At 36.1% G+C, this 26,134-nt stretch carries 19 protein-coding genes; 8 read left to right on the top strand and 11 right to left on the bottom strand.

The features are described from left to right. Window positions 1-131: 131 nt before the first annotated feature. The gene (locus ICJ85_RS05810; protein WP_188222831.1) at window positions 132-2,363 is read right to left on the bottom strand and encodes a patatin-like phospholipase family protein; all 2,232 of its coding nucleotides are present in this window, start codon (window positions 2,361-2,363) and stop codon (window positions 132-134) included. Between the two features lie 6 nt (window positions 2,364-2,369). Beyond that, window positions 2,370-4,163 (bottom strand): excinuclease ABC subunit UvrC, encoded by a 1,794-nt coding sequence (gene uvrC / locus ICJ85_RS05805; RefSeq protein WP_188222830.1) that lies wholly within the window; start codon window positions 4,161-4,163, stop codon window positions 2,370-2,372. A gap of 128 nt (window positions 4,164-4,291) precedes the next feature. On the opposite strand from uvrC, the gene ICJ85_RS05800 reads away from it, so the two are divergent. The 4 genes from ICJ85_RS05800 to ICJ85_RS05785 are packed head-to-tail and all read left to right on the top strand — an operon-like array spanning window position 4,292 to window position 7,147. Then, window positions 4,292-4,717 (top strand): ATP-dependent zinc protease family protein, encoded by a 426-nt coding sequence (locus ICJ85_RS05800; protein ID WP_188222829.1) that lies wholly within the window; start codon window positions 4,292-4,294, stop codon window positions 4,715-4,717. After that, window positions 4,714-5,592, top strand: a complete 879-nt coding sequence (rimK, locus tag ICJ85_RS05795; protein ID WP_188222828.1) for a 30S ribosomal protein S6--L-glutamate ligase — start codon at window positions 4,714-4,716, stop codon at window positions 5,590-5,592. Before ICJ85_RS05800 ends, rimK begins: the two co-directional genes overlap by 4 nt. 7 nt (window positions 5,593-5,599) lie before the next feature. Then, window positions 5,600-6,574 carry a succinylglutamate desuccinylase/aspartoacylase family protein gene (locus tag ICJ85_RS05790; RefSeq protein WP_188222827.1) on the top strand — a complete coding sequence of 325 codons (975 nt, stop codon included), beginning with the start codon at window positions 5,600-5,602 and terminating at the stop codon, window positions 6,572-6,574. Between the two features lie 9 nt (window positions 6,575-6,583). Next, window positions 6,584-7,147 (top strand): 5-formyltetrahydrofolate cyclo-ligase, encoded by a 564-nt coding sequence (locus tag ICJ85_RS05785; RefSeq protein ID WP_188222826.1) that lies wholly within the window; start codon window positions 6,584-6,586, stop codon window positions 7,145-7,147. Here the strand turns inward: ICJ85_RS05785 and ICJ85_RS05780 are convergent. The 9 genes from ICJ85_RS05780 to panC all read right to left on the bottom strand — a co-directional run bounded on the left by ICJ85_RS05780 (window position 7,144) and on the right by panC (window position 18,463). Continuing rightward, window positions 7,144-9,030, bottom strand: coding sequence for a hypothetical protein (locus tag ICJ85_RS05780; RefSeq protein ID WP_188222825.1), 1,887 nt, complete (start codon window positions 9,028-9,030; stop codon window positions 7,144-7,146). The two genes, ICJ85_RS05785 and ICJ85_RS05780, sit on opposite strands and share 4 nt — an antisense overlap. Window positions 9,031-9,122: 92 nt before the next feature. Then, entirely contained in the window at window positions 9,123-9,749 is a 627-nt protein-coding gene (locus ICJ85_RS05775) for a lipoprotein signal peptidase (protein ID WP_188222824.1), read from the bottom strand. A gap of 91 nt (window positions 9,750-9,840) precedes the next feature. Then, window positions 9,841-10,224, bottom strand: a complete 384-nt coding sequence (locus ICJ85_RS05770) for a TraR/DksA family transcriptional regulator (protein WP_188222823.1) — start codon at window positions 10,222-10,224, stop codon at window positions 9,841-9,843. 4 nt (window positions 10,225-10,228) lie between these two features. Then, window positions 10,229-13,633 (bottom strand): isoleucine--tRNA ligase, encoded by a 3,405-nt coding sequence (ileS, locus tag ICJ85_RS05765; protein WP_188223135.1) that lies wholly within the window; start codon window positions 13,631-13,633, stop codon window positions 10,229-10,231. A 71-nt stretch (window positions 13,634-13,704) separates the two neighbouring features. After that, a complete protein-coding gene (radA, locus tag ICJ85_RS05760; protein ID WP_188222822.1) occupies window positions 13,705-15,063 on the bottom strand; it encodes a DNA repair protein RadA in 1,359 nt (452 codons plus the stop codon). Beyond that, complete coding sequence (locus ICJ85_RS05755) at window positions 15,063-16,211, bottom strand: alpha/beta hydrolase (protein WP_188222821.1); 1,149 nt, start codon at window positions 16,209-16,211, stop codon at window positions 15,063-15,065. Before ICJ85_RS05755 ends, radA begins: the two co-directional genes overlap by 1 nt. 64 nt (window positions 16,212-16,275) lie before the next feature. Beyond that, the gene (locus ICJ85_RS05750) at window positions 16,276-17,235 is read right to left on the bottom strand and encodes a lysylphosphatidylglycerol synthase transmembrane domain-containing protein (protein ID WP_188222820.1); all 960 of its coding nucleotides are present in this window, start codon (window positions 17,233-17,235) and stop codon (window positions 16,276-16,278) included. Window positions 17,236-17,247: 12 nt separating this feature from the next. Then, the gene (gene panD / locus ICJ85_RS05745) at window positions 17,248-17,598 is read right to left on the bottom strand and encodes an aspartate 1-decarboxylase (protein ID WP_188222819.1); all 351 of its coding nucleotides are present in this window, start codon (window positions 17,596-17,598) and stop codon (window positions 17,248-17,250) included. Window positions 17,599-17,611: 13 nt separating this feature from the next. Next, on the bottom strand, window positions 17,612-18,463 hold the full coding sequence (panC, locus tag ICJ85_RS05740; RefSeq protein ID WP_317173044.1) for a pantoate--beta-alanine ligase: 852 nt from the start codon (window positions 18,461-18,463) through the stop codon (window positions 17,612-17,614). A gap of 256 nt (window positions 18,464-18,719) precedes the next feature. On the opposite strand from panC, the gene ICJ85_RS05735 reads away from it, so the two are divergent. From ICJ85_RS05735 to ICJ85_RS05720, 4 genes are all read left to right on the top strand, one after another. Further along, window positions 18,720-19,526: a glycogen/starch synthase gene (locus ICJ85_RS05735; RefSeq protein ID WP_188222817.1), complete on the top strand. Its 807-nt coding sequence runs from the start codon at window positions 18,720-18,722 to the stop codon at window positions 19,524-19,526. Between the two features lie 29 nt (window positions 19,527-19,555). Continuing rightward, window positions 19,556-21,250 carry a DUF4270 domain-containing protein gene (locus tag ICJ85_RS05730; protein ID WP_188222816.1) on the top strand — a complete coding sequence of 565 codons (1,695 nt, stop codon included), beginning with the start codon at window positions 19,556-19,558 and terminating at the stop codon, window positions 21,248-21,250. Window positions 21,251-21,255: 5 nt separating this feature from the next. Further along, on the top strand, window positions 21,256-23,103 hold the full coding sequence (glmS, locus tag ICJ85_RS05725) for a glutamine--fructose-6-phosphate transaminase (isomerizing) (protein ID WP_188222815.1): 1,848 nt from the start codon (window positions 21,256-21,258) through the stop codon (window positions 23,101-23,103). Between the two features lie 169 nt (window positions 23,104-23,272). Next, window positions 23,273-26,095: a TonB-dependent receptor domain-containing protein gene (locus ICJ85_RS05720; protein WP_188222814.1), complete on the top strand. Its 2,823-nt coding sequence runs from the start codon at window positions 23,273-23,275 to the stop codon at window positions 26,093-26,095. Window positions 26,096-26,134 lie beyond the last annotated feature (39 nt).

Below are 26,134 nucleotides of genomic sequence, written 5' to 3'. Positions count from 1 at the left end.
AGAGAAATACGCTCACTCAGGATTTCTCTTGATGAGGAAGTGTAGTAACAAAAGTAAGTCTTGCCAAAATACTTGCATAACATTACAAATATCGCAAAAAAAAGATGTAAAAAATAATTATTTATCAGTTTTTAAAACCAAAAACCAACATTAAAGTACCATTTACTATGTTTTAATTCGGGAGAATAACTGTATTTAACCTGAATGGGACCTAAAAACGTATCGACAGCATAACCCAAAGCATAGCCACTATAATCTGGAAGTGTAAACCATTCACCTGAATCAAAAATGTCATCCTCAATATTAGCGAAATTGCCTTCCAAGGTGATATATTGTTTTTTAAACACCTCGTAGTTTGCTGTAAAGGTAGCTTTCACAAAACTATTTCCTGTTAATTCTATAAAATCATACCCTAAAAACGGCGACAGGTTATTTATAAAATTGTTGCCGTAGCCTCCCAAAGCAAAATCCAGCGCCTTAGTCGATCTATCTCCGACTTTAAATCCTCCGCTAGATTGAATATTAAAAGCCAGTTTATCGGTTACACTAAAAGCATACCCCATATCGGCTTTAGCCATAGTAAAATCATCAAAATTTTCATTAAACCTTGAAGCCCATAAATACATGTGCAAATCGCCATCAAAATAAAACCCACGCTTTGGAAAGTATTTATTATCGTAAGTATCTAATTTTAAAGTACCAAAAACACTTAAATAATCAGTGCTTTCAAAAACAGTTTCTTCTTGTTGATTATCTATCAAAAAGGTTTCCGATTTCATCTCAAGTCGTTTATGTTCTGCCCCCATACTTAATGCAAAATCTTTTCGAAACAGTGTTTGTACATAGACCTGATTGGTTTGATCTTCCAGACTTGTTTCAATTTTATTAAGGTCTTCCTCTACAATAAAATCATTCTCCAAAAGCAATTGTGCATTAATACTCTTTTTAAATTGGTTAAACCTGGATTTTACACCTATACTCCAATAAAAACCCTTATCAATAAAATATTCAAAATTATAACGCACATTATCCCCAAGAATAAAATCTAAAGAGGCTAGGTCACTATCAAAGAACAAGCGCTTTTTAGTCAGGTTAATTAAAGCCGCACTTTTATATAAATCATCATAATGCAATCCGAGCTTTAAAAATGTGGTGGCTTTGGTTTCCTGGAGGTAAGTAATTAAATCATAGCCATCTGTACCCGCTCTTTTTTTAAGCTTATATTCAAATGAATCAAAATTATTAGTCGCTATTAGGTTGTTAATTCCTTTATTAAACTTCTCATAGCTAACCGTTTCATGACTCTTCAATTTTAATTTCCCTAAAATGTAAGCCCGGGTATATTTTTCATTACCACGCACCACAATACTCTCTATGGCAAGAGAATCCTGAGGCTTAATATTTACCAATTCATTATGAGAAAGTTTATCCGCCTTAACCAGTTTTTTAAGTTCTGCTATTTGAGTCAATGCGGCCACAGTACCATTTTCAATGATACTCGCGCCTTCATCAAATGACACCACCGAATACTCCTTAATATCAGGTTTAATGTAAACATTGGTCTTTTTGCCTTTCAATTTCATATCGTTGATGGTTCGGAAATTATTAATTTGAACCAAAACATCAAGCGCCGAACCCAGCTCGTCTTTATTTGCCAACCCGTCCTGAACATCGACTCCAATAATGATATCCATGCCCTTTGCACGAAGTTCATCGATAGGATAATTATTTACAACACCACCATCAATTAACACCACATCATTAATAATAACGGGCTGAAATAAAGAAGGTAATGCCGCACTAGCCATAACAGATTGAGCCAAATTCCCTTCATCTAAAACCACCTGCTGCCCTGTCTCGACATTAGTTGCGATACAGAAAAACGGAATGGGTAATTTGTCAAAATCTTCTGTTTCGTTGGCATGTAAAGTTAATTTTGCAATTAAATTATATGTGTTTTGTCCTCTGGACAATGCGGAAGGCAACTTTACTTTAAAATCCTCAAATGGCAATGATACAGCATATTTTTCCGAATTATTACGTTCAAAAAATGCCTTTGATGACCTGGGAATATCATCATTAATTAACTTATCGAAGTCTATTTCTCTAAATACAGAATCTAATTGTTTTCCTGTATACCCTGAAGCATAAATTCCCCCAACAACAGCCCCCATGCTGGTTCCTGCAATGTAATCTACTTTTACACCTAAACTATCCAAAACCTTTAAAACACCTATATGCGCTAAACCTTTGGCTCCACCTCCACTCAATACTAACCCAACCTTAATATCTTCTTTATGCTGACTTTGCGAAAATCCTGCAAAACAAACAAAAAGAAAAAGTACCAGGAAAACAGATCTCATATAGTGCTAATTGTTATGGTAATAGTTATAAATTTTTTCGGCTCTGGATGTTCCTACCACAGCTTCTAACTCATCAAGCTTGGCATTAGCAACTCTCTTTACCGATTTGAAATGCTTTAATAAATCTACGATTGTTTTTTCACCTATCCCAGAAATAGTTTCAAGTTCTGTATTCAAAGCACTTTTACTTCTGCGATTCCTATGATGCTCGATACCAAAACGGTGTGCTTCGTTTCGCAGTTGCTGAATAATTTTTAAAGACTCGCTCTTTTTATCTAAGTATAATGGAATTGGATCTCCCGGATAAAACAATTCCTCTAAACGCTTGGCAATGCCGATAATAGCAATTTTTCCTCGCAACCCTAAAACCTCAAGACTTTTTAAAGCTGAACCCAATTGCCCTTTACCTCCGTCGATAATAATAAGTTGTGGTAAAGGCTGATCTTCATCTAACAAGCGCTTATAACGACGGTACACAACCTCTTCCATGGAAGCAAAATCATCAGGCCCCTCAACCGTTTTTATATTAAAATGGCGATAATCTTTCTTGCTTGGTTTTCCATTTTTAAACACCACACAAGCTGCTACAGGATTCGTCCCCTGAATATTTGAGTTATCGAAACACTCAATATGCCTTGGCTCTTCATGTAAACGTAAATCAACTTTCATCTGCGCCATAATACGATTAGCATGCCGGTCCGGATCGGTTATTTTTATTTGCTTAAAACGTTCCATGCGATAATATTTCGCATTACGAACCGATAAATCTAAAATATGCTTTTTATCTCCCAGCTTAGGCACTGTAACTTTTATATCTTCTCCCAAATCAACTTCAAAAGGCACATAAATTTCTCTGGATTTTGAATTGAAGCGCTGTCTGATTTCAGTAATGGCTAACTCTAATAATTCTAAATCGGTTTCATCCAGTTTCTTTTTAATTTCTAACGTATGCGAACGGATAATTGATCCGTACGATATTTGCAGGAAATTCACATAGCCGTAACCTTCATCACTAACAATTGAAAACACATCAACATTACTAATCTTAGGATTAACAATAGTGGACTTCGCCTGATAATTTTCTAAAACTTCAATTTTTTCTTTAATACGCTGCGCTTCTTCAAACTGCATTTCAGCTGCGTAAGCATTCATCTGCGCACGAAACTGATTGAGAGAATCTTTAAAATTTCCTTTTAATATCTCCTTGATATCTTGTATATGCCCCTGATAAACCTCTTCACTTTCATAACCCTCACAAGGACCTTTACAATTTCCTAAATGGTATTCCAAACAGACTTTATATTTACCCGCATCAATTTTAGCTTCCGATAAATCGTAATTACAAGTACGTAAGGAGTATAGCCCTTTTATTAAGTCTAATAAAGTTGACACCGTTTTCATACTGGTATAGGGTCCGAAATACTCACTACCATCTTTAAAAACTCGACGAGTTGAAAACACCCTTGGGAAACGTTCCTTTTTAATGCAAATCCACGGATAAGATTTGTCGTCTTTAAGCATGACATTATATCTGGGCTGATACTTTTTTATCAGGTTATTTTCAAGCAACAAGGCATCAGTCTCCGTTTCAACAACAATATGTTTAACACTTGCTATCTTTTTTACCAGTACACGGGTTTTACCGTTATCGTGTGTTTTGGTAAAATAAGAACTTACACGTTTCTTTAAATTCTTGGCTTTACCCACGTAAATAATGGTTCCGTTAGCATCGTAATACTGGTACACCCCAGGTTGGTTTGGCAGTGTTTTTAATTGTATTTCTAGAGCAGGTTTATCCATCAATTCAAAGGTAATTATTTAATTTTTTATTGATAAAATTCACTATATTAAATCTATTAAACTTTTATGGGCAAATCATTTTTCAATTGACTTATTTGGTACATTGCGCCCATATTTAAAAATACAAGATGAGCAAAAAAATTATAGGCAGAGCGGATGTTATTAGCTTCCCCAAATTAGGCTTGTTCGATATTAACGTTAAAGTTGATACCGGCGCCTATACCTCTGCAATTCATTGTTCTGAGATTGTTGAAGAGAACAAAACTCTAAAAGTAACGTTTCATAGTGACGTTCACGAAAACTTCGGAAAAACCGAAATCCTGTTCGACGACTATTCACGAACAAACGTAAAAAGCAGCAATGGCTTTAAAGAAAACAGATATAAAATTAAGTCTGAAGTAATCTTTTTTGGGAAAACATATAAGATTAACTTAACTTTAAGCACACGCGACGATATGAGATTCCCCGTATTAATTGGAAGACAGTTTTTAAAGCGCAAATTTTTAGTTGATGTAGATTTAGAAAATGTTTCCTATAATTATAAAAACAAATGAACATAGTTATTCTTTCTAGAAATCCTAATCTATACTCAACAGAAAGACTTATTGAAGAAGGCAAAAAAAGAGGTCATAACATTGAAATTATCGACCCTTTAAAGTGTGACATCATCATTGAAAAAGAAAAACCAACCATTTTTTATAAAGACCGCTATCTGGATTATGTCGATGCGGTGATTCCGCGCATTGGTGCCTCCATTACTTTTTTTGGGTGTGCCGTAGTTCGCCAGTTCGAAATGATGGGGGTATTCACCATCGCTACATCTGATGCCATTCAACGTTCTCGAGATAAACTGCGCAGTTTACAGCGCTTGAGTAAAGCTGGAATAGGGATGCCTAAAACGGTTTTCACTAATTATTCACGTGATGTTGAAGAGGTTATTGAACATGTTGGTGGTGTTCCTGTAATTATTAAACTTCTTGAAGGTACACAAGGGCTAGGTGTAGTTTTAGCGGAAACTAAAAATGCAGCAGAATCGGTTTTAGAGGCCTTTAACGGATTGGAAGCCCGCGTCATTGTTCAGGAATTTATTGGTGAAGCTAAAGGGGCTGATATTCGTGCATTAATTGTAGACGGACAAGTGGTTGGTGCCATGAAACGTCAAGGTAAAGAAGGTGAATTCCGTTCTAATTTGCACCGTGGCGGCTCGGCAAATATCATTAAATTAAATGAAGCCGAATTGCGTTTAGCAATGAACGCCTCGAAAGTACTTAAGCTGCCTGTTTGTGGTGTGGATATGTTACAATCATCTCGTGGTCCATTACTTTTAGAAGTTAACTCTACCCCAGGTCTTGAAGGTATTGAAGCAGCTACTGGAAGAAATATTGCTAAAAACATCATTACATATATAGAAAGAAACGCGCGCTTGTAATAATTGTATGAACACAACTAAACCGGACATTTTAACCATTCTCGATACCCGAATTTTACCAGGCGAGAGCAAAGAAGTGAACTTTGATGTTGCTAATCTTCATACCTCATCTCCGGTTAATGTTCCTGTAATAATTGAACGTGCTAAAAAACCCGGGCCTGTTGTATTATTTACAGCAGGCATTCACGGCGATGAAGTTAATGGCGTTGAAATTGTAAGACAATTAATAGCCAAAGGACTTAATAAACCTAAGTGCGGCACCATTATCTGTATACCCGTTATTAATGTTTTTGGGTTTATTAACTTAAAACGAGAATTTCCTGATGGCCGAGATTTAAACCGAGTATTCCCAGGAAGCGTTGATGGTTCTTTGGCCAGTCGGGTCGCGCACAAGTTAATTAATGAAATTGTGCCCTACGTCGATTATATTATCGACTTCCATACCGGTGGCTCAGGAAGGTTTAATGCCCCACAAATACGGATTGTAAAAGAACACAAAGAACTTAACGACTTAGCTAAAGTTTTTGCTGCACCATTTGTATTATACTCAAAAAATCTAAATAAATCTTTTAGAAATACCTGCTATAAGCTCGGCAAACCTATGCTACTTTTTGAAGGCGGAAAATCATTTCATATCGATGAATCAGTAACCAATGCCGGAGTTAACGGTGCAAAGCGTCTATTGAGTCATTTTGGGATGTTAAATATTAAGTACAAAGCTAAACCTTCCAAAAAGGAAACTGTATTCATTAATGAAAGCCGATGGATTCGCGCTCATTTTTCTGGCATGTTCAGAGCTTCAATCCCCATAAGTTCTCAGGTGAAAAAAGGGGATGTCTTAGGTCATATTACCGACCCTTACGGCAAATTAAACCACGAAGTAAAAGCTACAAATTCAGGGTTTATAATAAATGTAAACGAAGCGCCCATTGTTTATCAGGGTGATGCGCTTTTTCATATTTCAAAAAAATTAAAACGTTAAAAAACTGACATGCTTAAATCGGACCTTCGAAAAACCTACAAATTACTGCGCAATAACCTGTCGGCAAACGATATTGAGGACTTAAGTTTAGAAATTGCCAACCGTTTATTAAAACTCCCTATTTGGGATTATTCGTTTTACCATATTTTTCTAGCCATTAGAGAATCTAAAGAGGTGGACACCGATTTTATTTTAAATATTCTATCCGGAAAAGACAAGCATATTGTGATTTCGAAAAGTAATTTTAAAACGATGGAAATGACAAATTACTTATTAACCGATAGCACCTTAATTAAAAAAAATAACTACAACATCCCAGAACCTGTCGATGGTATTGAAATTGCCGACAATAAAATTGACGTCGTATTCATTCCGCTTTTAGCATTCGACCAACAAGGGAACCGGGTAGGTTACGGCAAAGGCTTTTACGATCGCTTTTTAAAACGTTGTAAACCTGAAACCATCAAAATTGGATTGTCTTTTTTCGAAGCTGAATTACAAATACAGGATGTTCATAATAACGACATAAAACTAGATTACTGCGTTACTCCCAAAACACTTTATACCTTTTAATTATTACAACTTTCGCAATAGGTTTTTCTCAGATATTCATCTTCCAGTAGCTGGAAGGTAACCCCTCCTTTTTCAACAGCATTAAATAATTTACAGAAGCGCTCTTTGTTCATATTGACCGCATTAAGCAATACGGTTCGGTAATCTGAATCTTTTGTTAGCTTAGGATTAATCAAGGTTAAATTGAGATAGTAAAACAATAAATCTTCATCAATATCAATACTTCTGGCTTTTCTATCTAACAATTCTACTGCCAAATCAGTATTGGCATAAAAACTAAAGAATTGTGCCAAACTCAAATAATCATAATTCGATAACGGAAAATTTTTATAATTTCTATTAATGTATTCCACGGATTTGTCCTTATTAGCATAATCTCTGGAACGCATATAATTCTCAGCTTTAATAATGTGATAATTCACCATCATACGTGAAATAAGTCCGCTGCCAATACCATAGTTTTTAAGCGCATTAATTTGAGTTTTAAGTGCCGATTCGTCAACTTCAATAGCGTTATAGCGCCATAATTTAATCTTGACTGCCGCTATATTATACTTAACCCCCGCATCCTTCGGAGCGATTTTTTCAAGCTGCTGAAGTTCATTATAAACAATTACAGCTTCCCTGATATCGTTCATGTATTTATAGGCCGAATTCTTATTAAAAACCTTCACAAACTTATCCTGAAGCGGTATTTCCATTTTATTTAAAATCTCATATGAAGTTTCTCGAGATCTTATTTTTTCGAAAATAGAATTTTGAAGCTCCTCTACTTCTGTTAAGTTGTCTTCTGTTACGGCATTATTAAACCTAACCAGTAATTGTTCGGGAGTTTCATTAATATACTTATCCTTCTTTTCTAACTCAAGTTCGATAACCGCCTTTCTATGATTTTTTAAAATAGGTTCCATTTCTCTTGAAACGACCCCCTCAATTTTAGAGCGTACTTCGCTTTTTGTCAGGTTAGATAAGTTATCGTATTTCGTTCCTTTGATATCATTAAAAAATTCTACCCAGTTTTCTGAAGCTGACACCTCTGTTTTAATAGTCGACTTCTGAAAAGCCTGTAACGCCGCCACAATACTATTAGCACGTAATTCCTGTAATTCGATATTGCGCTGTGGGATACCTTCAATAGACGAATACGCTTTTATATCGATGGTTTTAATATTGAAGTCGGTTAATCGTAACGAATCATAAATCGGTTTAATATCGGCTTGAGAATAATTCGATTTATTCTTTTGAAACGGAATAATAAACTTCATGGTTTTATTCCGTATAGTGTAAGCTTCTCCTGTTGAGGATTCTATTTTTTTGGTATCATAAGTTAAATCGTCGAGATACATGCCCATATCCAGCAAATCCCAGGCATAAGATTCTAAATCATAAATTACATAATACTGACACAAGTTCTTATTACTTAAAAACAGAATATTAAACTCCATTTTATCGTTAAGTAAACCTTCGGGAATACTGCCGACATATACACTAAAACGATTTTCCCCATTAGGCTTTAAACCACTTTTTAAGGCCCGAGCATATACCGGTTTTAACAAAAACCCTCTAAGTTGGGTATTAGCAATTGATTCCTCACTACACGCATAACGATCTTTTACAACAATGTCGACCGCTATTCCGTCGCCGGAATTAACAAACAAGGTATTAAACCAGTCTTTATCATTAACTTCAAAAAACAGCTTAGCACCATTTCGTTTAATAGAGAATTTTACTTCTTTAGGCTTTTGTCTAAACGCATCGAAACACGTTTTACATTTTTGGTTTCTATCTGCGTTCGGAAAAACAATATCGTATGTGTGTTGAGAGAAAACATTGAAGCATGACAATAGCAATAATGATAGAAAGAGGAGGGATTTTCCTTTCATTTAGTTGAGAGATTTGAAAAATTGAATTAATTAATTTATAAAGTTAAAAAACTCTTTAACTTTTTAAATAAGTAGAAGTACGTATTTTTTGCTTATTTATTACTTTTTGGGAAGGCTTTTTTATTAAAAACGATAAGCATGATGAACCCTGTACTAATTGCAACGTCAGCAATGTTAAAAACAGGTTCAAAGAAATTAAAGCGTTTACCTCCTGAAATGGGAAACCATTCGGGCAAATCAACAGAAAATAAAGGAAAGTAAAGCATATCGACAACCTTACCATGCAAAAGAGAATCGTAACCTCCTGCTTCAGGTAAAAACTGCGCCACCTGATTAAAACTATCGTCGAACAAAACACCATAAAATACCGAGTCGATAATATTCCCGAGAGCTCCAGCGAAGATTAAGGCTATTGCTAGAATTAATGTTTTAGAGCTTTGCTTTTTAGTCGCATCATACAGCCAGTAACCAATACCAAATATGGCAACTATTCTAAAAACGGTTAAAGCTATTTTAGCCGTACGCTCTGAAATAAAAGAAGTGAAATCGCTAATTTTTGTACCCCATGCCATCCCGTCGTTTTCAATAAAATAGATTTGAAACCAACTAAAAATTTCAATATTCTCCTGTAACTTAAAATGAGTTTTAATGTAAACTTTACTCACCTGATCGATAAGTAAAATAATAAAGATTAAGACTATTGATTTTTTTAAGGACATAAATAGTTTAGCGATTATATAGAAGCATCCCTCTATAAAAGAAAACGCCCCGATAATTAAACCGGGACGTTAATATTGTATACGTTAAGATTTATTGTTGCATATTTTTAGCCTCGATGCTTAAAGTAGCATGCGGTACTAATTTTAAACGCTCTTTATTAATTAACTTACCAGTAACGCGACATACACCGTATGTTTTGTTTTCAATTCTAATAAGCGCATTTTTTAAGTCGCGAATAAATTTTTCCTGACGGATTGCTAAAGCCGAATTCGACTCTTTACTCATTACTTCACTTCCTTCATCGAAAGCTTTAAAAGTAGGTGACGTATCCTCAGTTCCATTGGTATGGTCGTTCATATACGCACTTTTAATAAGCTCTAAATCGTGCTGTGCTTTAACAATTTTCTCTTGAATAAGTTCCTTGAACTCCGCTAAATCCTTGTCAGAATATCTAACATTTAAATCTAAACTCATAACTTTAATGCTTTTGTATAAACAATTTGGTATTTACATCATCAAATACAACATCTATACCATTCTCTAATTCATCAATTATCTCGAGTTCATTAGCTAATGTTTCAGCTTTAATATATGCCATATTCGCACCTACAGCATTAGCAACTTGCTCGTCGTTCTGAAGGATTACGTCTATTCTATCGGTAAGCTCGAAGCCTGAATCTTTTCTTAAGTTTTGAATACGATTTATAAGCTCTCTCGCAATACCCTCTTTTCTTAAGTCGTCGGTTATGGCAACATCCAGAGCAACTGTTAAAGCTCCTTCGTTTGCGACTAACCATCCTTCAATATCCTGAGATGTTATCTCTACATCTCCTCGCTCTAAAGTAATACTTTTTCCGTTGATATCTACGTCTAAAATACCATTTTGCTCGATTTTTTTGATATCATCTGCAGTAAAGTTATTAACTAACTGAGCCACAGCTTTCATGTCTTTTCCAAATCTAGGTCCTAACACTTTAAAGTTTGGTTTTATGTTTTTCACCAGAATATCTGATGCATCTTCTAAAACTTCAACTTCTTTTACGTTAACCTCAGACTTTATAAGGTCTGCCACTGCTAAAATCTCATTTTTCTGTGTTTCGTTATCGATAGGAATCATGATTTTTTGAAGCGGTTGACGCACTTTTATCTTCTCTTTAGCTCTTAACGAAAGCACTAAAGATGAGATAGTTTGAGCACTTTCCATCTTTCTTTCTAATGACTTATCAACAAACGATTCATCGAATTTCGGGAAATCAGCTAAGTGAACGCTGTCAAATTCTTCTTTCTTCGTTACCGAATTTAAATCTAAATACAAACGATCCATAAAGAAAGGAGCGATAGGAGCACCCAATTTAGCAATGGTTACCATACAGGTATATAACGTTTGATATGCCGAAATCTTATCTTTTTGATAATCGCCTTTCCAGAAACGTCTTCTGCTTAAACGCACAAACCAGTTACTTAAGTAATCTTGCGTAAAATCAGAGATGGCACGCGCCGCTCTTGTTGGCTCGTATTCAGCGTAAAACTCATCTACCTTCTTAATTAAGGTATGCAATTCTGAAAGAATCCAACGGTCTATTTCCGGACGCTCATCTAATGGAATATCGGCTTCAGCATAGGTGAAGTTATCCAGATTTGTATATAGTGTAAAGAACGAATACGTGTTATATAAGGTTCCGAAGAACTTACGTTTTACTTCCTCTACTCCATCTAAGTCAAATTTTAAGTTATCCCAAGGATTGGCATTACTAATCATGTACCAACGTGTCGCATCGGCACCGTAGTTTCCTAAAGTTTCAAACGGATCGACAGCATTTCCAAGACGCTTAGACATTTTTTGTCCGTTCTTATCTAATACCAATCCGTTAGATACTACATTTTTATACGCTACAGAATCGAATACCATGGTACCAATAGCATGGAGTGTATAGAACCAACCACGTGTTTGATCGACACCTTCAGCAATAAAGTCAGCAGGATACGAGGTTCCGTTATCAATTAATTCTTTATTTTCAAATGGATAATGCCACTGTGCATAAGGCATAGACCCCGAATCGAACCACACATCGATTAGATCGCTTTCGCGGAACATTTTCTGTCCTGATGGCGATACTAATACAATCTCATCAACGATATTTTTATGTAAATCTATTTTATCGTAGTTGTCTTCCGAATTGTTTCCAACTTCAAAATCAGCAAAAATATCTTTTGCTAAGACACCCGCTTCAACAGCTTTTGCCATTTCAGCTTTTAATTCTTCAACAGATCCGATACAAATTTCTTCCTTACCATCTTCTGTTCTCCAGATTGGTAACGGAATACCCCAGTAACGTGAACGTGATAAATTCCAGTCGTTCGCATTGGCTAACCAGTTTCCAAAACGACCTGTCCCTGTAGCTTTCGGTTTCCAGTTGATGGTGTCGTTAAGCGCTACCATACGTTCTTTAACATCGGTAACCTTAATAAACCAAGAATCTAATGGATAGTACAAAATTGGTTTATCGGTTCTCCAGCAGTTCGGGTAGCTATGTTTATATTTTTCAACCTTAAAGGCTTTGTTTTCTATCTTTAACTGAATAGCGATTTCAACATCAACTGATTTCTCTGGTGCTTCACCTTCGTTATAGTACTCATTCTTCACATATTTACCGGCATACTCACCCATTTCTGGTCTGAACTTCCCTTGTAAATCTACCAACGGTACTAGATTTCCATTTTCATCTTTCACCAACATTGGTGGCACTTCAGGTGTTGCTTGTTTCGCCACCAAGGCATCATCGGCACCAAAGGTAGGCGCAGTATGTACAATACCTGTACCGTCTTCAGTGGTTACGAAATCTCCGGAAATGACTCTAAAAGCGTTTTCAGGATTATCGTTTGGTAATGCATAAGGTAATAATTGTTCGTAAGTGATGCCTACTAAGTCTTTACCAACAAACTCTTTTAAGATGTAAAACGGTATTTTTTTATCACCTTCTTTGTAAGCAGCAACTTCAGACTGATCTTCAACCTGCTTGAATTTCCCCGAAAACTGGTAGCTTACTAATTTTTTAGCTAACACCACTTTAATCGGCTCGAAAGTATACTGGTTGTATGTTTCAACTAAAACATACACAATTTTTGGCCCAACAGTTAACGCGGTGTTACTTGGTAAGGTCCAAGGTGTCGTCGTCCAGGCTAAGAAGTGAATATCACCTTCGTTCTGTAAAAATTGAGGTAATGACTCCTGCTTCGTTTTAAACTGAGCAACAATGGTTGTATCGGTAACATCCTGATAGGTTCCCGGCTGATTCAACTCATGCGAACTTAATCCAGTTCCTGCTTTAGGCGAATACGGCTGAATGGTATACCCTTTGTACAACAAGTTTTTGCTGTAAATCTGTTTTAGTAACCACCAAACAGACTCCATGTATTTTGGCTTGTAGGTAATGTACGGATCGTCCATATCTACCCAATATCCCATCTTTTCCGTCAAGTCATTCCAGATATCTGTATAACGCATGACTGCCTTACGACACGCTTCGTTATATTCTTCAACAGAAATGGTTTTACCAATATCTTCTTTAGTAATTCCTAACTCCTTTTCAACTCCTAACTCCACAGGAAGACCGTGTGTATCCCAACCTGCTTTACGTTTTACCTGATATCCTTTTTGCGTTTTATAACGGCAGAAAATATCTTTAATGGCTCGTGCCATAACGTGGTGTATTCCTGGAAGACCATTTGCAGAAGGAGGTCCTTCGAAAAACACATAGGATTCGTTGTTTTCTCTGGTAGAAACACTCTTTTCAAAAATATTGTTTTCCTGCCAATAGTTAAGAATTTCTTCTGCTACTTTAGGCAAGTCAAGACCTTTATATTCAGGGAATTTAGCACTCATTTTATCAATTTTCATTTCGAGCAGCGAAATTAAGGAATTTTGATAAAATAGCGGTGCCGATTACAAGTAAATTAAACAATAAAACCAACCAAATCTTCTATTTTTGATATCATTTGAACTTTTATAGCCGTATTCTTGAGAGAAATCTTATTGTACTTAGACACGAAGATGGTTGAAAACCCTAATTTTTCAGCTTCTAAAATACGTTGCTCTACGCGTTGAACGGGACGAATTTCTCCAGACAAACCTACTTCTGCTGCAAAACAAAAATCCTTTTCTAAAGCAACATCTTCGTTTGAAGATAAAATAGATGCAACTACCGCCAAATCGATAGCCGGGTCATCGACCGTAATTCCTCCCGTAATATTTAAAAAGACGTCTTTTGCTCCAAGTCTGAATCCAGCTCGTTTTTCTAAAACTGCCAGTAACATGTTCAATCGCTTAGCATTAAACCCTGTCGCACTGCGTTGTGGCGTACCATAAACTGCGGTACTCACTAATGCCTGAACTTCAATCATTAACGGACGCATACCTTCCAACGTGGCAGCGACAGCATTCCCTGAAAGCTCTTCATCTTTTTTAGAAATTAAAATTTCGGAAGGATTAGTCACTTCTCGTAATCCAGAGCCCTGCATTTCGTAAATTCCCAGTTCGTTAGTGGAACCAAATCGGTTTTTATTTGCTCTTAAAATTCTAAATATATGATTGCGATCACCTTCAAACTGAAGCACTGTATCAACCATATGCTCTAATATTTTTGGTCCAGCGATATTCCCATCTTTGGTTATATGACCAATTAAAATGACAGGCGTCGCCGTTTCTTTTGCAAATTTAATCAGCTCTGTAGTACACTCTTTAATTTGGGAAATACTCCCTGAAGACGATTCGATATAATCGCTATGCAAGGTTTGAATAGAATCAACAATAACCACATCAGGTTCTAAAGCTTCAATTTGCTTAAAGATATTCTGAGTTTTTGTCTCGGTAAGAATATAACAATTGTTGTTATTCGGATTAATACGCTCGGCACGCATTTTAATCTGCTTTTGACTTTCTTCACCAGAAACATAAAGTGTTTTATAAGGCAGCTTTAAAGAAATTTGAAGCAGCAAGGTGCTTTTTCCTATTCCCGGTTCACCTCCTAAAAGCGTTAACGACCCCGGAACAATACCTCCACCTAAAACACGATTTAACTCCCCATCGAACGTATCTAAACGCGGTTCCTTTGATACATCAATATCTTTTACGCGTAAGGGTACAGCTGCCTTTTTAACTGTTGAAGTTGGCGATTTCCAATCACTTTTTTCAGGTGTTTGAATCACCTCTTCAACAATAGTATTCCACTCCTTACAAGCATTACACTGTCCTTGCCATTTCGCATATTGCGACCCGCAACTCTGACAAAAAAATGTTGTCTTAACTTTTGCCATTAATACCCAAAATCTGTTTTAATTGCTTCTGCTTTCTCTACCATTAAATCTTTGGTAATGCCACCAATTTCATCTAAAATATATGCAGACTGATACGTTTTCATTGCCTTTTTTGCTTCTCCGGTTTCTTCATAAAAACGGGCCAAATAATAGTTTCCTAACAAAGTTTCAGGATACGCATCTCGTGCTAAATCGCCCAGACGTTCATAATATTCAAAAGCCTCTTTCTTCTCAATAGCCGCGGCTATCGCCCTAAAATCATTTACTAAAATCGGTTTTTTAATTCCGAATAAATCGAAAATTGACTGATACTTTTCTTCTAAGTACGCAACTGGAGAGTCTTCTAATTTTAAAATTACATCCTGATATTCCTGCTTACTAATAGGTTTATAGATACTAAAAATAGTTTCTATAGCATTTGGTAGCGCATGCGCCGGAGCCGAGTAATGTGAAGGCCCTTCAAACCCCTGATATTTATAAACCACATTGTCATTACTAACTGCAGCCATATCTTGATTTAACACCTTAGCCATATCTTTTACAGAGCCAATATCGTTATTGGTATACGATAAATAGTAAAATATTTTAGAAGGTGTTTTACTTAACTGCCCCGGAAGATAGGAAATCATTCCGGGCGCCAAAACCGGACTAATAGCAATATAGCCCTGAAATAAAGGCTGTGATTTTAACAAAAAGTAGTTTATAAAATTGGCTGTTTCGCCATGACCTACAGCTACTTTAAAATTTCCGACGTTATAATTCTTTTCTATATGAGGAATCAATTCCATACCAACAAACTCGAAAAAACTTGCTCCGGTTTCAATAGGTAATGAATTTTGCTCAGAATATAAACAGTCATCATACCGCTTACCATACTGGTTAACCCCGACAACAATAGCCTCCGGCATATCTTCCCAATACGAGTAATAATCTGTATTTCCGGCTACAGCTTCAAATAAATAATCACCATCAAAAACAATAAACAATGGATAGGTTTTGTTTTTATCACCACCATATCCACGAGGTAACTGGATTTTTATTTCGCGAGTATCGCCCAATCTTGAAGATTCGATTTTCTCGAATTTTACCTGAGCCTGAGTTACATTAAACGAAACCAAAAGCACTAAAACAGAAAGTATACATTTCATGGCTAGAAAATGATTTGAGATTTATTACGGCAAGTTATGAAATAAACTACAACTATAAAACGGGTTAACCCTTGTTTTTTCGGTTGTAGATTGGCAGATATACGAGAGAGAGTCCGCCAAAAATAATAATCATAAGGGTTTGAGACGCCCACATAATCCAACCAAAAGCAATACTTGGCTCTTCCGCAATTCCAAACAATGAAAAGGCGGCGTAAACCGCCAAAGGATAGGACCCAATACCACCATTTGTGGCCGCTATACTAAAGCTTGCAGATATAAACCCTACTAAAATAACACCCAACGATATACCTTTTAAATCAGGAATTGCAAAGGACGTCACGTAAAACATAAGCACATACATAGCCCAGATAAACAAGGTATGAAAGATGAACGCCCATTTTTTCTTCATTTTAAAAATACTCAACAAACCTTCAACTAACCCCGAAATAAAGGTTTTGATTTTTTGAGCATATTTAGAATCGCTTCGCTTTAAATAATTAAAAAACAGAAGCACCCCGATAATCCCCACAATGACCAAAATTCCAATTTTTATGGGATTTAATCGTTCAATAAAAAAACCGTAAATAAAATCGAATTGAAGAAAAAGGGTTGCAGTAATAATTCCCATCATAACAATTAAATCAGCAATACGCTCAGCAACGATGGTACCGAAACCTTTTTCAAAAGGAACCTCTTCGTAATTTGAAAGAATAGAAGCACGCGCAACCTCGCCTGCTCTAGGTATGGTATAATTAATTAGGTAGGTGGCAAAAACCGCCATAAAGCTATTAGCGTAGCGAACATGATATCCCATAGGTTCCAACTGAAATCGCCAACGGTACGCTCGAGACATGTGACTCAATAGTCCCAAAAACACACCAAAAACAATCCAACCATAATCAGATTCTTTTAGATATTGCCATATTTCACCTATTGAAACTTTAGACAACGAATACCAGACTAAAAACACTCCCAATAAAAGAGGAAGTACGATTTTTAAGACCTTGGTTATCTTCAGCTTCAAATAATTGAAAATTTATTTTAACAGATTTGTTGCTTCGTCTGGGAATACTAAAGAAGGCTTAAAAGTTTTAGCTTCTTCAAAATCCATTATAGCATAGGTAATAAGAATTAATGTATCTCCTACCGCTACTTTACGCGCTGCTGCACCGTTAAGAGTAATCTCTCCAGTATTACGAGGGCCAGGAATACAATACGTTTCTAAACGCTCACCATTGTCGTTATTTACAATTTGAACTTTCTCGCCTTGTATAATATTGGCAGCTTCCATTAAATCCTCATCAATAGTAATACTACCAATGTAATTAAGTTCCGCACCGGTACACTTAACTCTGTGAATCTTAGATTTTACGACTTGAATTTGCATGTGGCAAAGGTAATTAATTTAGAGCAATATTATCAATCAGTCTAATATCATCTGCATATACTGCAATAAACGCTCTGTATTGTTTATTATTTTCTTTTTCTGTTACGGTTTTAAGAGTTAAAACGTCGGCTATGATAAAATATTCCAATTCTAACAACTTCTGACTTCGAAACTCATTTTCAACCCATTGCGTTACTTCCTCAGCACTTTTTGTGCCAAAATAATCTTTGGCAGTTGTTAAAGTTTTGTAAATAAAAGGTGCTGCTTCCAGGTATTCTGATTTAAGACGTGTATTACGAGAACTCATTGCCAAACCAGAATCTTCTCTATAAATATCACACCCTACAATATTTACAGGTATATTATGCTTTTCTACCAGCTTTTTTACAATTTGTAATTGCTGAAAATCTTTCTCTCCAAAATAGGCCGAATTCGGTTTTACGATTTCGAATAACCGCTTTACAATCGTTCCTACGCCATTAAAGTGTCCGTCGCGAAAACGTCCTTCCATTTCATGCTCCAGACCATCATAATCGAAATGCTCTGCTTCCAGTTTTCCTTCATAAACATCATCAACCGATGGCGCATAAACAATTATATTATCTTTACTAACCCCCTCTAAGAGTTGCACATCACGCTCTAACGTTCGTGGGTATTTTTGTAAATCGTCTTTATTATCGAACTGCGTTGGGTTTACAAAAATACTAACAACAGCCTTATCGTTATCTTGTAATGCTTTTTCTACTAATGCCAAATGACCTTTATGCAAAGCCCCCATAGTTGGTACCAAGCCAACGGTTAAATTTTGGTCTTTAAAAGCACTTAATACTTTCGTAATTTGTTGTTTTTCTGAGTAAACTTCCACAGTTCTATATAAATTAAGCGGGTGCAAACTTAAGATTTTACAGCCAATCTGCATAAATTTTTGTACTTTTGCGTGTTTTTTATTTTGAACTAAAAAAAGCAAAGCCTTATTAAAACAAAGAAACTGTATTTCTAAAACCATAGAAATACCGCATTATTGTTGCATTAGGCTACGAAAAACAAACTAAAACAAACGTTATGTAGGTTAGCCCCTGTTTAACATCAATAAGTACTTATAAAGCAATAAATAAAAACACATGAAAGATAAGAGGATATTGTATGTATCATCTGAAGTAGTGCCTTATTTACCGGAAACCGAAATTTCTTCAATGTCTTTTGAAGCCCCAAGATTAGTGAATCAGCAAGGTGGACAAATAAGGATTTTTATGCCCCGATACGGCAACATTAACGAGAGAAGACATCAATTACATGAAGTTATAAGACTTTCAGGTATCAATCTAGTAATTAACGACCTAGACATGCCGCTAATTATAAAAGTAGCATCGATACCAAAAGAGCGCATTCAGGTGTATTTTATTGATAACGACGAGTATTTTAAAAGAAAAGCCACGTTAACCGACGAAGACGGAAACTTATTTCCAGACAATGATGAGCGTGCTATCTTTTTCGCCAAAGGCGTTATCGAAACGGTAAAAAAATTAAACTGGTCTCCCGACATTATTCATGTTCACGGATGGTTGGCTTCATTACTTCCTGTATACCTTAAAGAATACTATAAAGATGAGCCTTTATTTAATGAAAGTAAGATTGTTACTTCGGTTTACAGCCAAAGTTTTAACAATTCATTAAATGAAGATATGGTTAATAAAGTTAAATTTGACAATATTAACGAAGATGCCATCAAAGTTCTTGAAGAACCTTCGTATACAAATTTAATGAAAGTAGCCATAGATTATTCTGATGCTCTTATTATTGGATCTGAAGATATCCCTGAAGATTTAAAAGCTTATGTAGAAGCATCTGAAAAACCTACTTTAGAATACAAACCTAAAGACGAATTTGGTCCGGCTTACACAACATTTTTTAACGAAAGTGTGTTATAAGTAAACCAAATATTCTTTTAAAATTACATATGAAAAAGACCATTAGTGCCCTTAAATTTTGTGCAGTTTGTTCAGTAATTATCTCTTCCTTTTTGGCTTGCGACAAGGAGTTTGCTTCTGTTGACAGTGACGTTTTAGGAGAAGACAACACAAATTTCCAAACCAATAAAGAGTCCTTACCTATACTAGCGTACAACAAAAAATTAAACGCGTTACAAATTGACGGGTTAACATCTAACCTTCTTGGTGTTTTTAACGATCCTGCTTTTGGTCAAACTACAGCAAGTATAGTAACTCAGGTTACACCTTCCAGCTATAGTCCAAATTTTGGAGATGATACCGTTATTGATTCTGTAGTCATGACCATTCCTTATTTTAGTCGTGTTATCGGGTTGGATGACGAAGGATTAAATGAATATACAATTGCAGATTCGTTATATGGAAATGACGAAGCTCCTATAAAATTAACGGTTTTTAAAAATGAATATTTCTTAAGAGATTTTGATCCTACTGCCCCATTAGGAGAGGCGCAGTACTACTATTCAATAGCTGACGGAGAAATAAATGTTACCGATAATTTCGCATTAAACGGATCTTCAACCATTAATTTTGACGAGCATAAATATACCAATGATACGATTTTAAAAATTGCATCTTTTTTACCTGATCCATCCAGAATTCGATTAGATACATACGACGATGAAGGCGAGACGACTGGAACAACTTATAGCGCTCCTGCGCTTAGAGTAAAATTAGATCACGATTTCTGGCAATCACATATTATAGACCAAGAAGATAATGATGTATTAACAAGTGCTAGTGCTTTTCAAAACTATTTTAGAGGTTTGTATTTTAAAGCTGAAGCAACTTCGGCCGATGGGCATATGCTTATGTTAAACTTAGGCTCTTCTGATGCTAATATCGTTATTTACTACTCCTATTCAACCACAACAGGTACGGGCGAAAATGAAACTACCACAACTTCAAATAGCACCTACACCCTAAGTTTTTCAGGGAAGCGTTTAAATACATTCATAAATAATTATAATTTACAAACTTTAGCTGACGGAAACACTACCGAAGGTGATGGTAAATTATACTTAAAAGGAACCGAAGGTTCTATGGCTGTTGTAGATTTATTCCCTACGGATGAAGATTTAAAATCATTTATAGACAATCATAGGGTACTTCTTGAAAACGGCGAATACAAAAAAGACGAAAGAGGCAACTATATTTTACAACGTTTAATTAATGACGCCCAATTAATCGTTTATGAAGACCAAAGCATAAACACTGGAGGTGACGAAGATTTTCATAAATACGACCGTCTTTACGCCTACGATGTTAATAATAATATACCTTTAACAGACTATGCTTTAGACCCAATTTCGAATACAGCAGATCCTTTCAATTCAATTATTGTGCATTTAGGGCAACGGAGAGAAAATGATGAAAACGGACAAGCTAAATACAAAATCCGAATCACAGAGCACCTGAATAACATCTTATTAAGAGATTCTACAAATACAAAAGTTGGTTTAGTTTTATCGACTAATGTAAACTCAACCACGAATGCTAGAATATTAAATAGTGAAGGTAGCGACGTTACTACTGTCCCTGCTGCTTCCATTATAACTCCAAGAGGAACCATTTTGCACGGAACAAATACAACTGTTCCTCAGAAAATGACATTAGAAGTATTTTTTACTGAACCTAAGGAATAAATTTTATGTGTGGAATTGTTGGATATATTGGCAAGCGTGAAGCCTACCCTATTATTATTGAAGGCTTAAAACGTCTTGAATATAGAGGTTACGATAGTGCCGGTATAGCACTTTATGATGGTGACAACCTAAAAATTTCTAAAACCAAAGGCAAAGTATCCGACCTAGAGGAACGTTGCGAAACCGAAAACAATAAAGCTGGAAATATAGGCATTGGTCATACCCGTTGGGCAACCCACGGAGTACCAAACGATGTTAATTCACATCCTCATGTGTCCAACTCAGGTAATCTGGCGATTATCCATAACGGAATTATTGAAAATTACGAATCGCTTAAAAAAGAATTAATCTCAAGAGGCTATACGTTTAAATCTGATACAGACACCGAAGTTCTAATCAACCTTATTGAAGACATTCAAATACAAGAAGATGTAAAACTTGGTAAAGCCGTTCAAATTGCATTAAACCAGGTTATCGGAGCCTACGCCATTGCGGTGTTCGACCAAAATAATCCGGACGAAATTGTTATTGCGCGTTTAGGAAGCCCGTTAACAATTGGTGTTGGCGAAGAAGAATTCTTTATTGCCAGTGATGCATCCCCGTTTTTAGAATACACTAAAAATGCCATTTATCTGGAAGATGAAGAAATGGCTATTGTTAGATTGCATCGTGAGATTAAAGTTAGAAAAATTAAAGACGATTCTTTAGTCGACCCATATATTCAAGAATTAAAATTAAATCTTGAGCAAATAGAAAAAGGCGGTTACGAGCATTTCATGTTAAAAGAAATCCACGAACAGCCAAAAGCTATTACCGACACCTATCGCGGTCGATTATTAAGAAATGAAGCCATCATTAAAATGGCTGGTGTTGAGGATAACATGAAGAAATTCCTTAATGCTAACCGAATTATAATCGTTGCTTGTGGAACCTCTTGGCACGCTGGTTTAGTTGCAGAATATATATTTGAAGACTTATCAAGAATTCCTGTCGAAGTTGAATATGCTTCAGAGTTCAGATACAGAAATCCGATTATAGACGAGAACGATATTGTCATTGCTATTTCACAATCTGGTGAAACAGCAGATACCTTAGCCGCTATAAAACTTGCAAAATCTAAAGGCGCTTTTGTTTTTGGTGTTTGTAATGTAGTAGGATCTTCTATTGCGCGTGAAACTCACGCCGGTGCTTATACACATGCCGGACCAGAAATTGGGGTAGCTTCAACCAAAGCCTTTACAACACAAATTACCGTGTTAACGCTTATGGCTTTAAGATTAGCTAGAGCTAAAGGAACCATTAGCAGCTCAGAATTCCGTCAACATTTATTGGAATTAGAAATGATTCCTAATAAAGTAGAAAAAGCCTTAGAAGCCGATGCTCATATTAGAGAAATTGCGGATTTATATAAAGATTCTCGTAACTGCTTATATCTAGGTCGTGGATACAATTTCCCGGTTGCCTTAGAAGGCGCATTAAAACTTAAGGAGATTTCATATATCCATGCTGAAGGTTATCCTGCTGCAGAAATGAAGCACGGACCAATTGCTTTGATTGACGAAAATATGCCTATCGTCGTTATCGCCACCAAAAAAGGGCATTACGAAAAAGTAGTGAGTAACATTCAGGAGATTAAATCAAGAAAAGGAAAAATTATCGGAATTGTCACCGAAGGAGACGAACAAGTTAGAGCGCTTGCTGATCATGTGATTGAAGTTCCGGAAACCTTAGAATCGTTATCGCCATTATTAACGACCATTCCTCTTCAATTGCTATCCTATCATATTGCGGTATTATTAGGTAAAAATGTAGATCAACCTAGAAACTTAGCAAAATCGGTTACTGTTGAATAGATAAAATAGGAACACATTATAAAAAGCGCCAAAATTCGAAATGAATTTTGGCGCTTTTCTTTTCATCAGAACATCTAAAAATATGTACTAATTTATCTATCAGATATCATTTCGGACACCTCTTACATAGCCTAAACTTAATTTTAGTAAAAATCTAAAATCGGCTATTATGAAGACTCTAAACAAAACCATCTCTCTTTTTATTACGCTATTTAGCGCAACATTACTTGCGCAAACCACCATTTCAGGATCGGTTGTAGACTCCAATAACCAACCACTTATTGATGCACATATTATTATAGAAAATTCTATTTATGGAACCTATACCGACACAGAAGGTCATTTCATTTTAACAGTGGATATGAGACCTCCTTTTAATCTTTCAGCGAGTCGCATAGGTTACGAAACTCTTTCAATTCAAGTTTTAAATAATAATCAAATTATTAACTTCATCTTAAAAGAAGGAACCGACCTAGATGACACGGTCGTTTATGGCTCTAGAAAACCAGAAAGTGTTCGGGAATCTCCAGTTCCTATTGAAATTTTTGACGCGACAGATATTAGAGTAAGTACAGCAACACCAAATTTCTATACCAGTCTTGAAAATTTAAAAGGTGTTGATATCAATCACGGTAGTTTAACCTTCAATTCCGTTAATACACGTGGTTTTGCAACTTTCGCAAATAACCGATTCGTTCAGCTTATTGACGGTATGGATAATGCCTCTCCAGCCCTAAACTTTGTTATGGGAAATCTGGTTGGTATGAACGAGCTCGATGTACACAGTGTCGAGTTACTTCCGGGTGCTTCTTCCGCCTTATATGGCGCCAATGCGTTTAATGGTATTTTATTCATGACCAGTAAAAACCCTTTCAATTTTGAAGGCATTAGTGCTTATTACAAACAAGGTATTACTTCGCAAGACGCAGCAGGCGACAACACTTACAGAGATTTCGGAATAAGAGCAGCTCACAAATTCAGTGATAAATTTGCCGGAAAAGCTTCCTTTTCATATTTAAAAGGTACCGATTGGTATGCTACAGATTATAATGAATATAATAGAGGATCTGTTGGTACACCTGATAACATTTCACCCTTTAGATCAAGTCCCGCCCACGACGGATTAAATATATATGGAGATGAAATTTCATTAGGTGCTGCCCTGGGAATGAATTTAAAAGAACTCGTTCAAACTTATGAAGGAATCCTGTTCCCTATAGGTTCATCTATATTGGTTCCTGAAAACAATGTTGCCAGAACAGGATACAGAGAGCAAGATTTAACAGATTATAATGCCAATAGTTTAAAGGCAGACTTTGCTTTACATTACAGACCTCTTGCTGACGATTTAGAAATTATCTGGAATTCCAGATTAGGTCGAGGTAATACCATTTTTCAGGGAGGCAATAGGTATCAACTCAAAAACTTCTTTATTCAGCAACATCGACTGGAAATCAAGAACGATGATTTCTTTTTAAGAGGGTACACAACCAGTGAAAAAGCTGGCGATTCTTACGATATGTTTTTTACAGGTCTTAATATGAACAAAGTTGGCGCCGAAGAATGGTTTGGTACCTATGCCGGGGCTTACCTTCAAGGAGCAGCTCAAGTTCAGGCAAGTGGAGGCAATCCATTTGATCCAACTATTCAGGAACAGCTCCACACTGCTTCCAGAAATGCTGCCGATCAATTAGTAACCATACAACCAGGAACCCCCCAATTTAAAACCCTGTTTAATCAAATAACGTCAGATCCAGATGTTAATACTGGTTCTAAATTTATCGACAATTCTAAAATGTATGTTGTTGAAGGTAATTATAACTTTAGTCGTCTTTTAAAGGATGCTGTGGATTTACAAATTGGTGGCTCTGCCAGACAGTATGCATTGAATTCTCAAGGAACTATTTTCACAGATTACGATGGCCCAATTAAGTACGATGAATTCGGTGCTTATATTCAGGGCATAAAAAAACTAGCTGATGACCGATTAAAAGTTACAGCCTCGATTCGCTATGACAAAAATGAATTTTTTGATGCGAATTTGTCTCCAAGAATTTCCCTAGTTTATTTTGCGGGAGCAAACAAAAACCATAACATTAGAGCCTCCTTTCAAACAGGCTTCAGAAATCCTCATACCCAATCCCTTTTTATTGGACTTAATGTTGGTGATGTTCTTTTGGTTGGAGGTGCCCCAGCTAATCTAGATAAAAACTTACCAAACACGAACTTAACGGCCAGAGATGCCTATTTCGATTCCTACTCGCTAGCTTCCTTTCTGGCTTTTGCCGCATCGCAAGGTACCTCCCCCATAGAACCAGTAAATGGAACGGGAATGACCCCGCTTGTAGAGCCAGAAAAAGTAAAGGCATTCGATCTTGGTTACCGCGGCACAGTTGGCCCTGTAGACATCGATTTTAGTGCGTATTATAACAATTACGACAATTTCCTCGCCGAGAAAGTAGTTATAACTCCAAATTCAGGTTCAACTAGTGATTTAAGCGGTATTGCAGATATTGCCTCAGGAAATTATACTATATTTCAATTGAATACAAATTCATCTGCAGACATCAGTTCTTATGGCGCCATTATAGGATTATCAACACGAATAGCCAAAGATTTTAAATTGAGTGCAAGTTATAACTTTGCCAAATTCGACTTCGATCAATCTTCCGACCCGGATTTCAGTGCTGGATTCAACACCCCTGAACATAAAGTTAAAATATCCTTTGGTAATACTAATCTTTTTAAAAATTTGGGGTTTCAAGTTAACGGACGTTGGAGTGACGAATACCTATGGCAAGCCAATATAGCCAACGCCATGATACCCTCAAGAACTGTTATCGATGCTCAAATAAATTACACCATACCCGCTATAAAATCAATTTTTAAAATTGGCGGAACCAATTTAGGAGGAAAAGAATATCAAAGTGCTGTGGGTACAGGTTATATTGGGCAACAATACTTTATTTCGTGGACAATCAATAACTTATAAATTATTCTATAATTTTAGATAAAAAGCGTATTGAATTCA

It is taken from the genome of Aestuariibaculum marinum (assembly GCF_014596975.1).
Classification (GTDB): Bacteria; Bacteroidota; Bacteroidia; order Flavobacteriales; family Flavobacteriaceae; genus Aestuariibaculum; species Aestuariibaculum marinum.
Note: the sequence above shows the minus strand (reverse complement) of the source record. Positions and strands in the feature narration are given on the sequence as shown.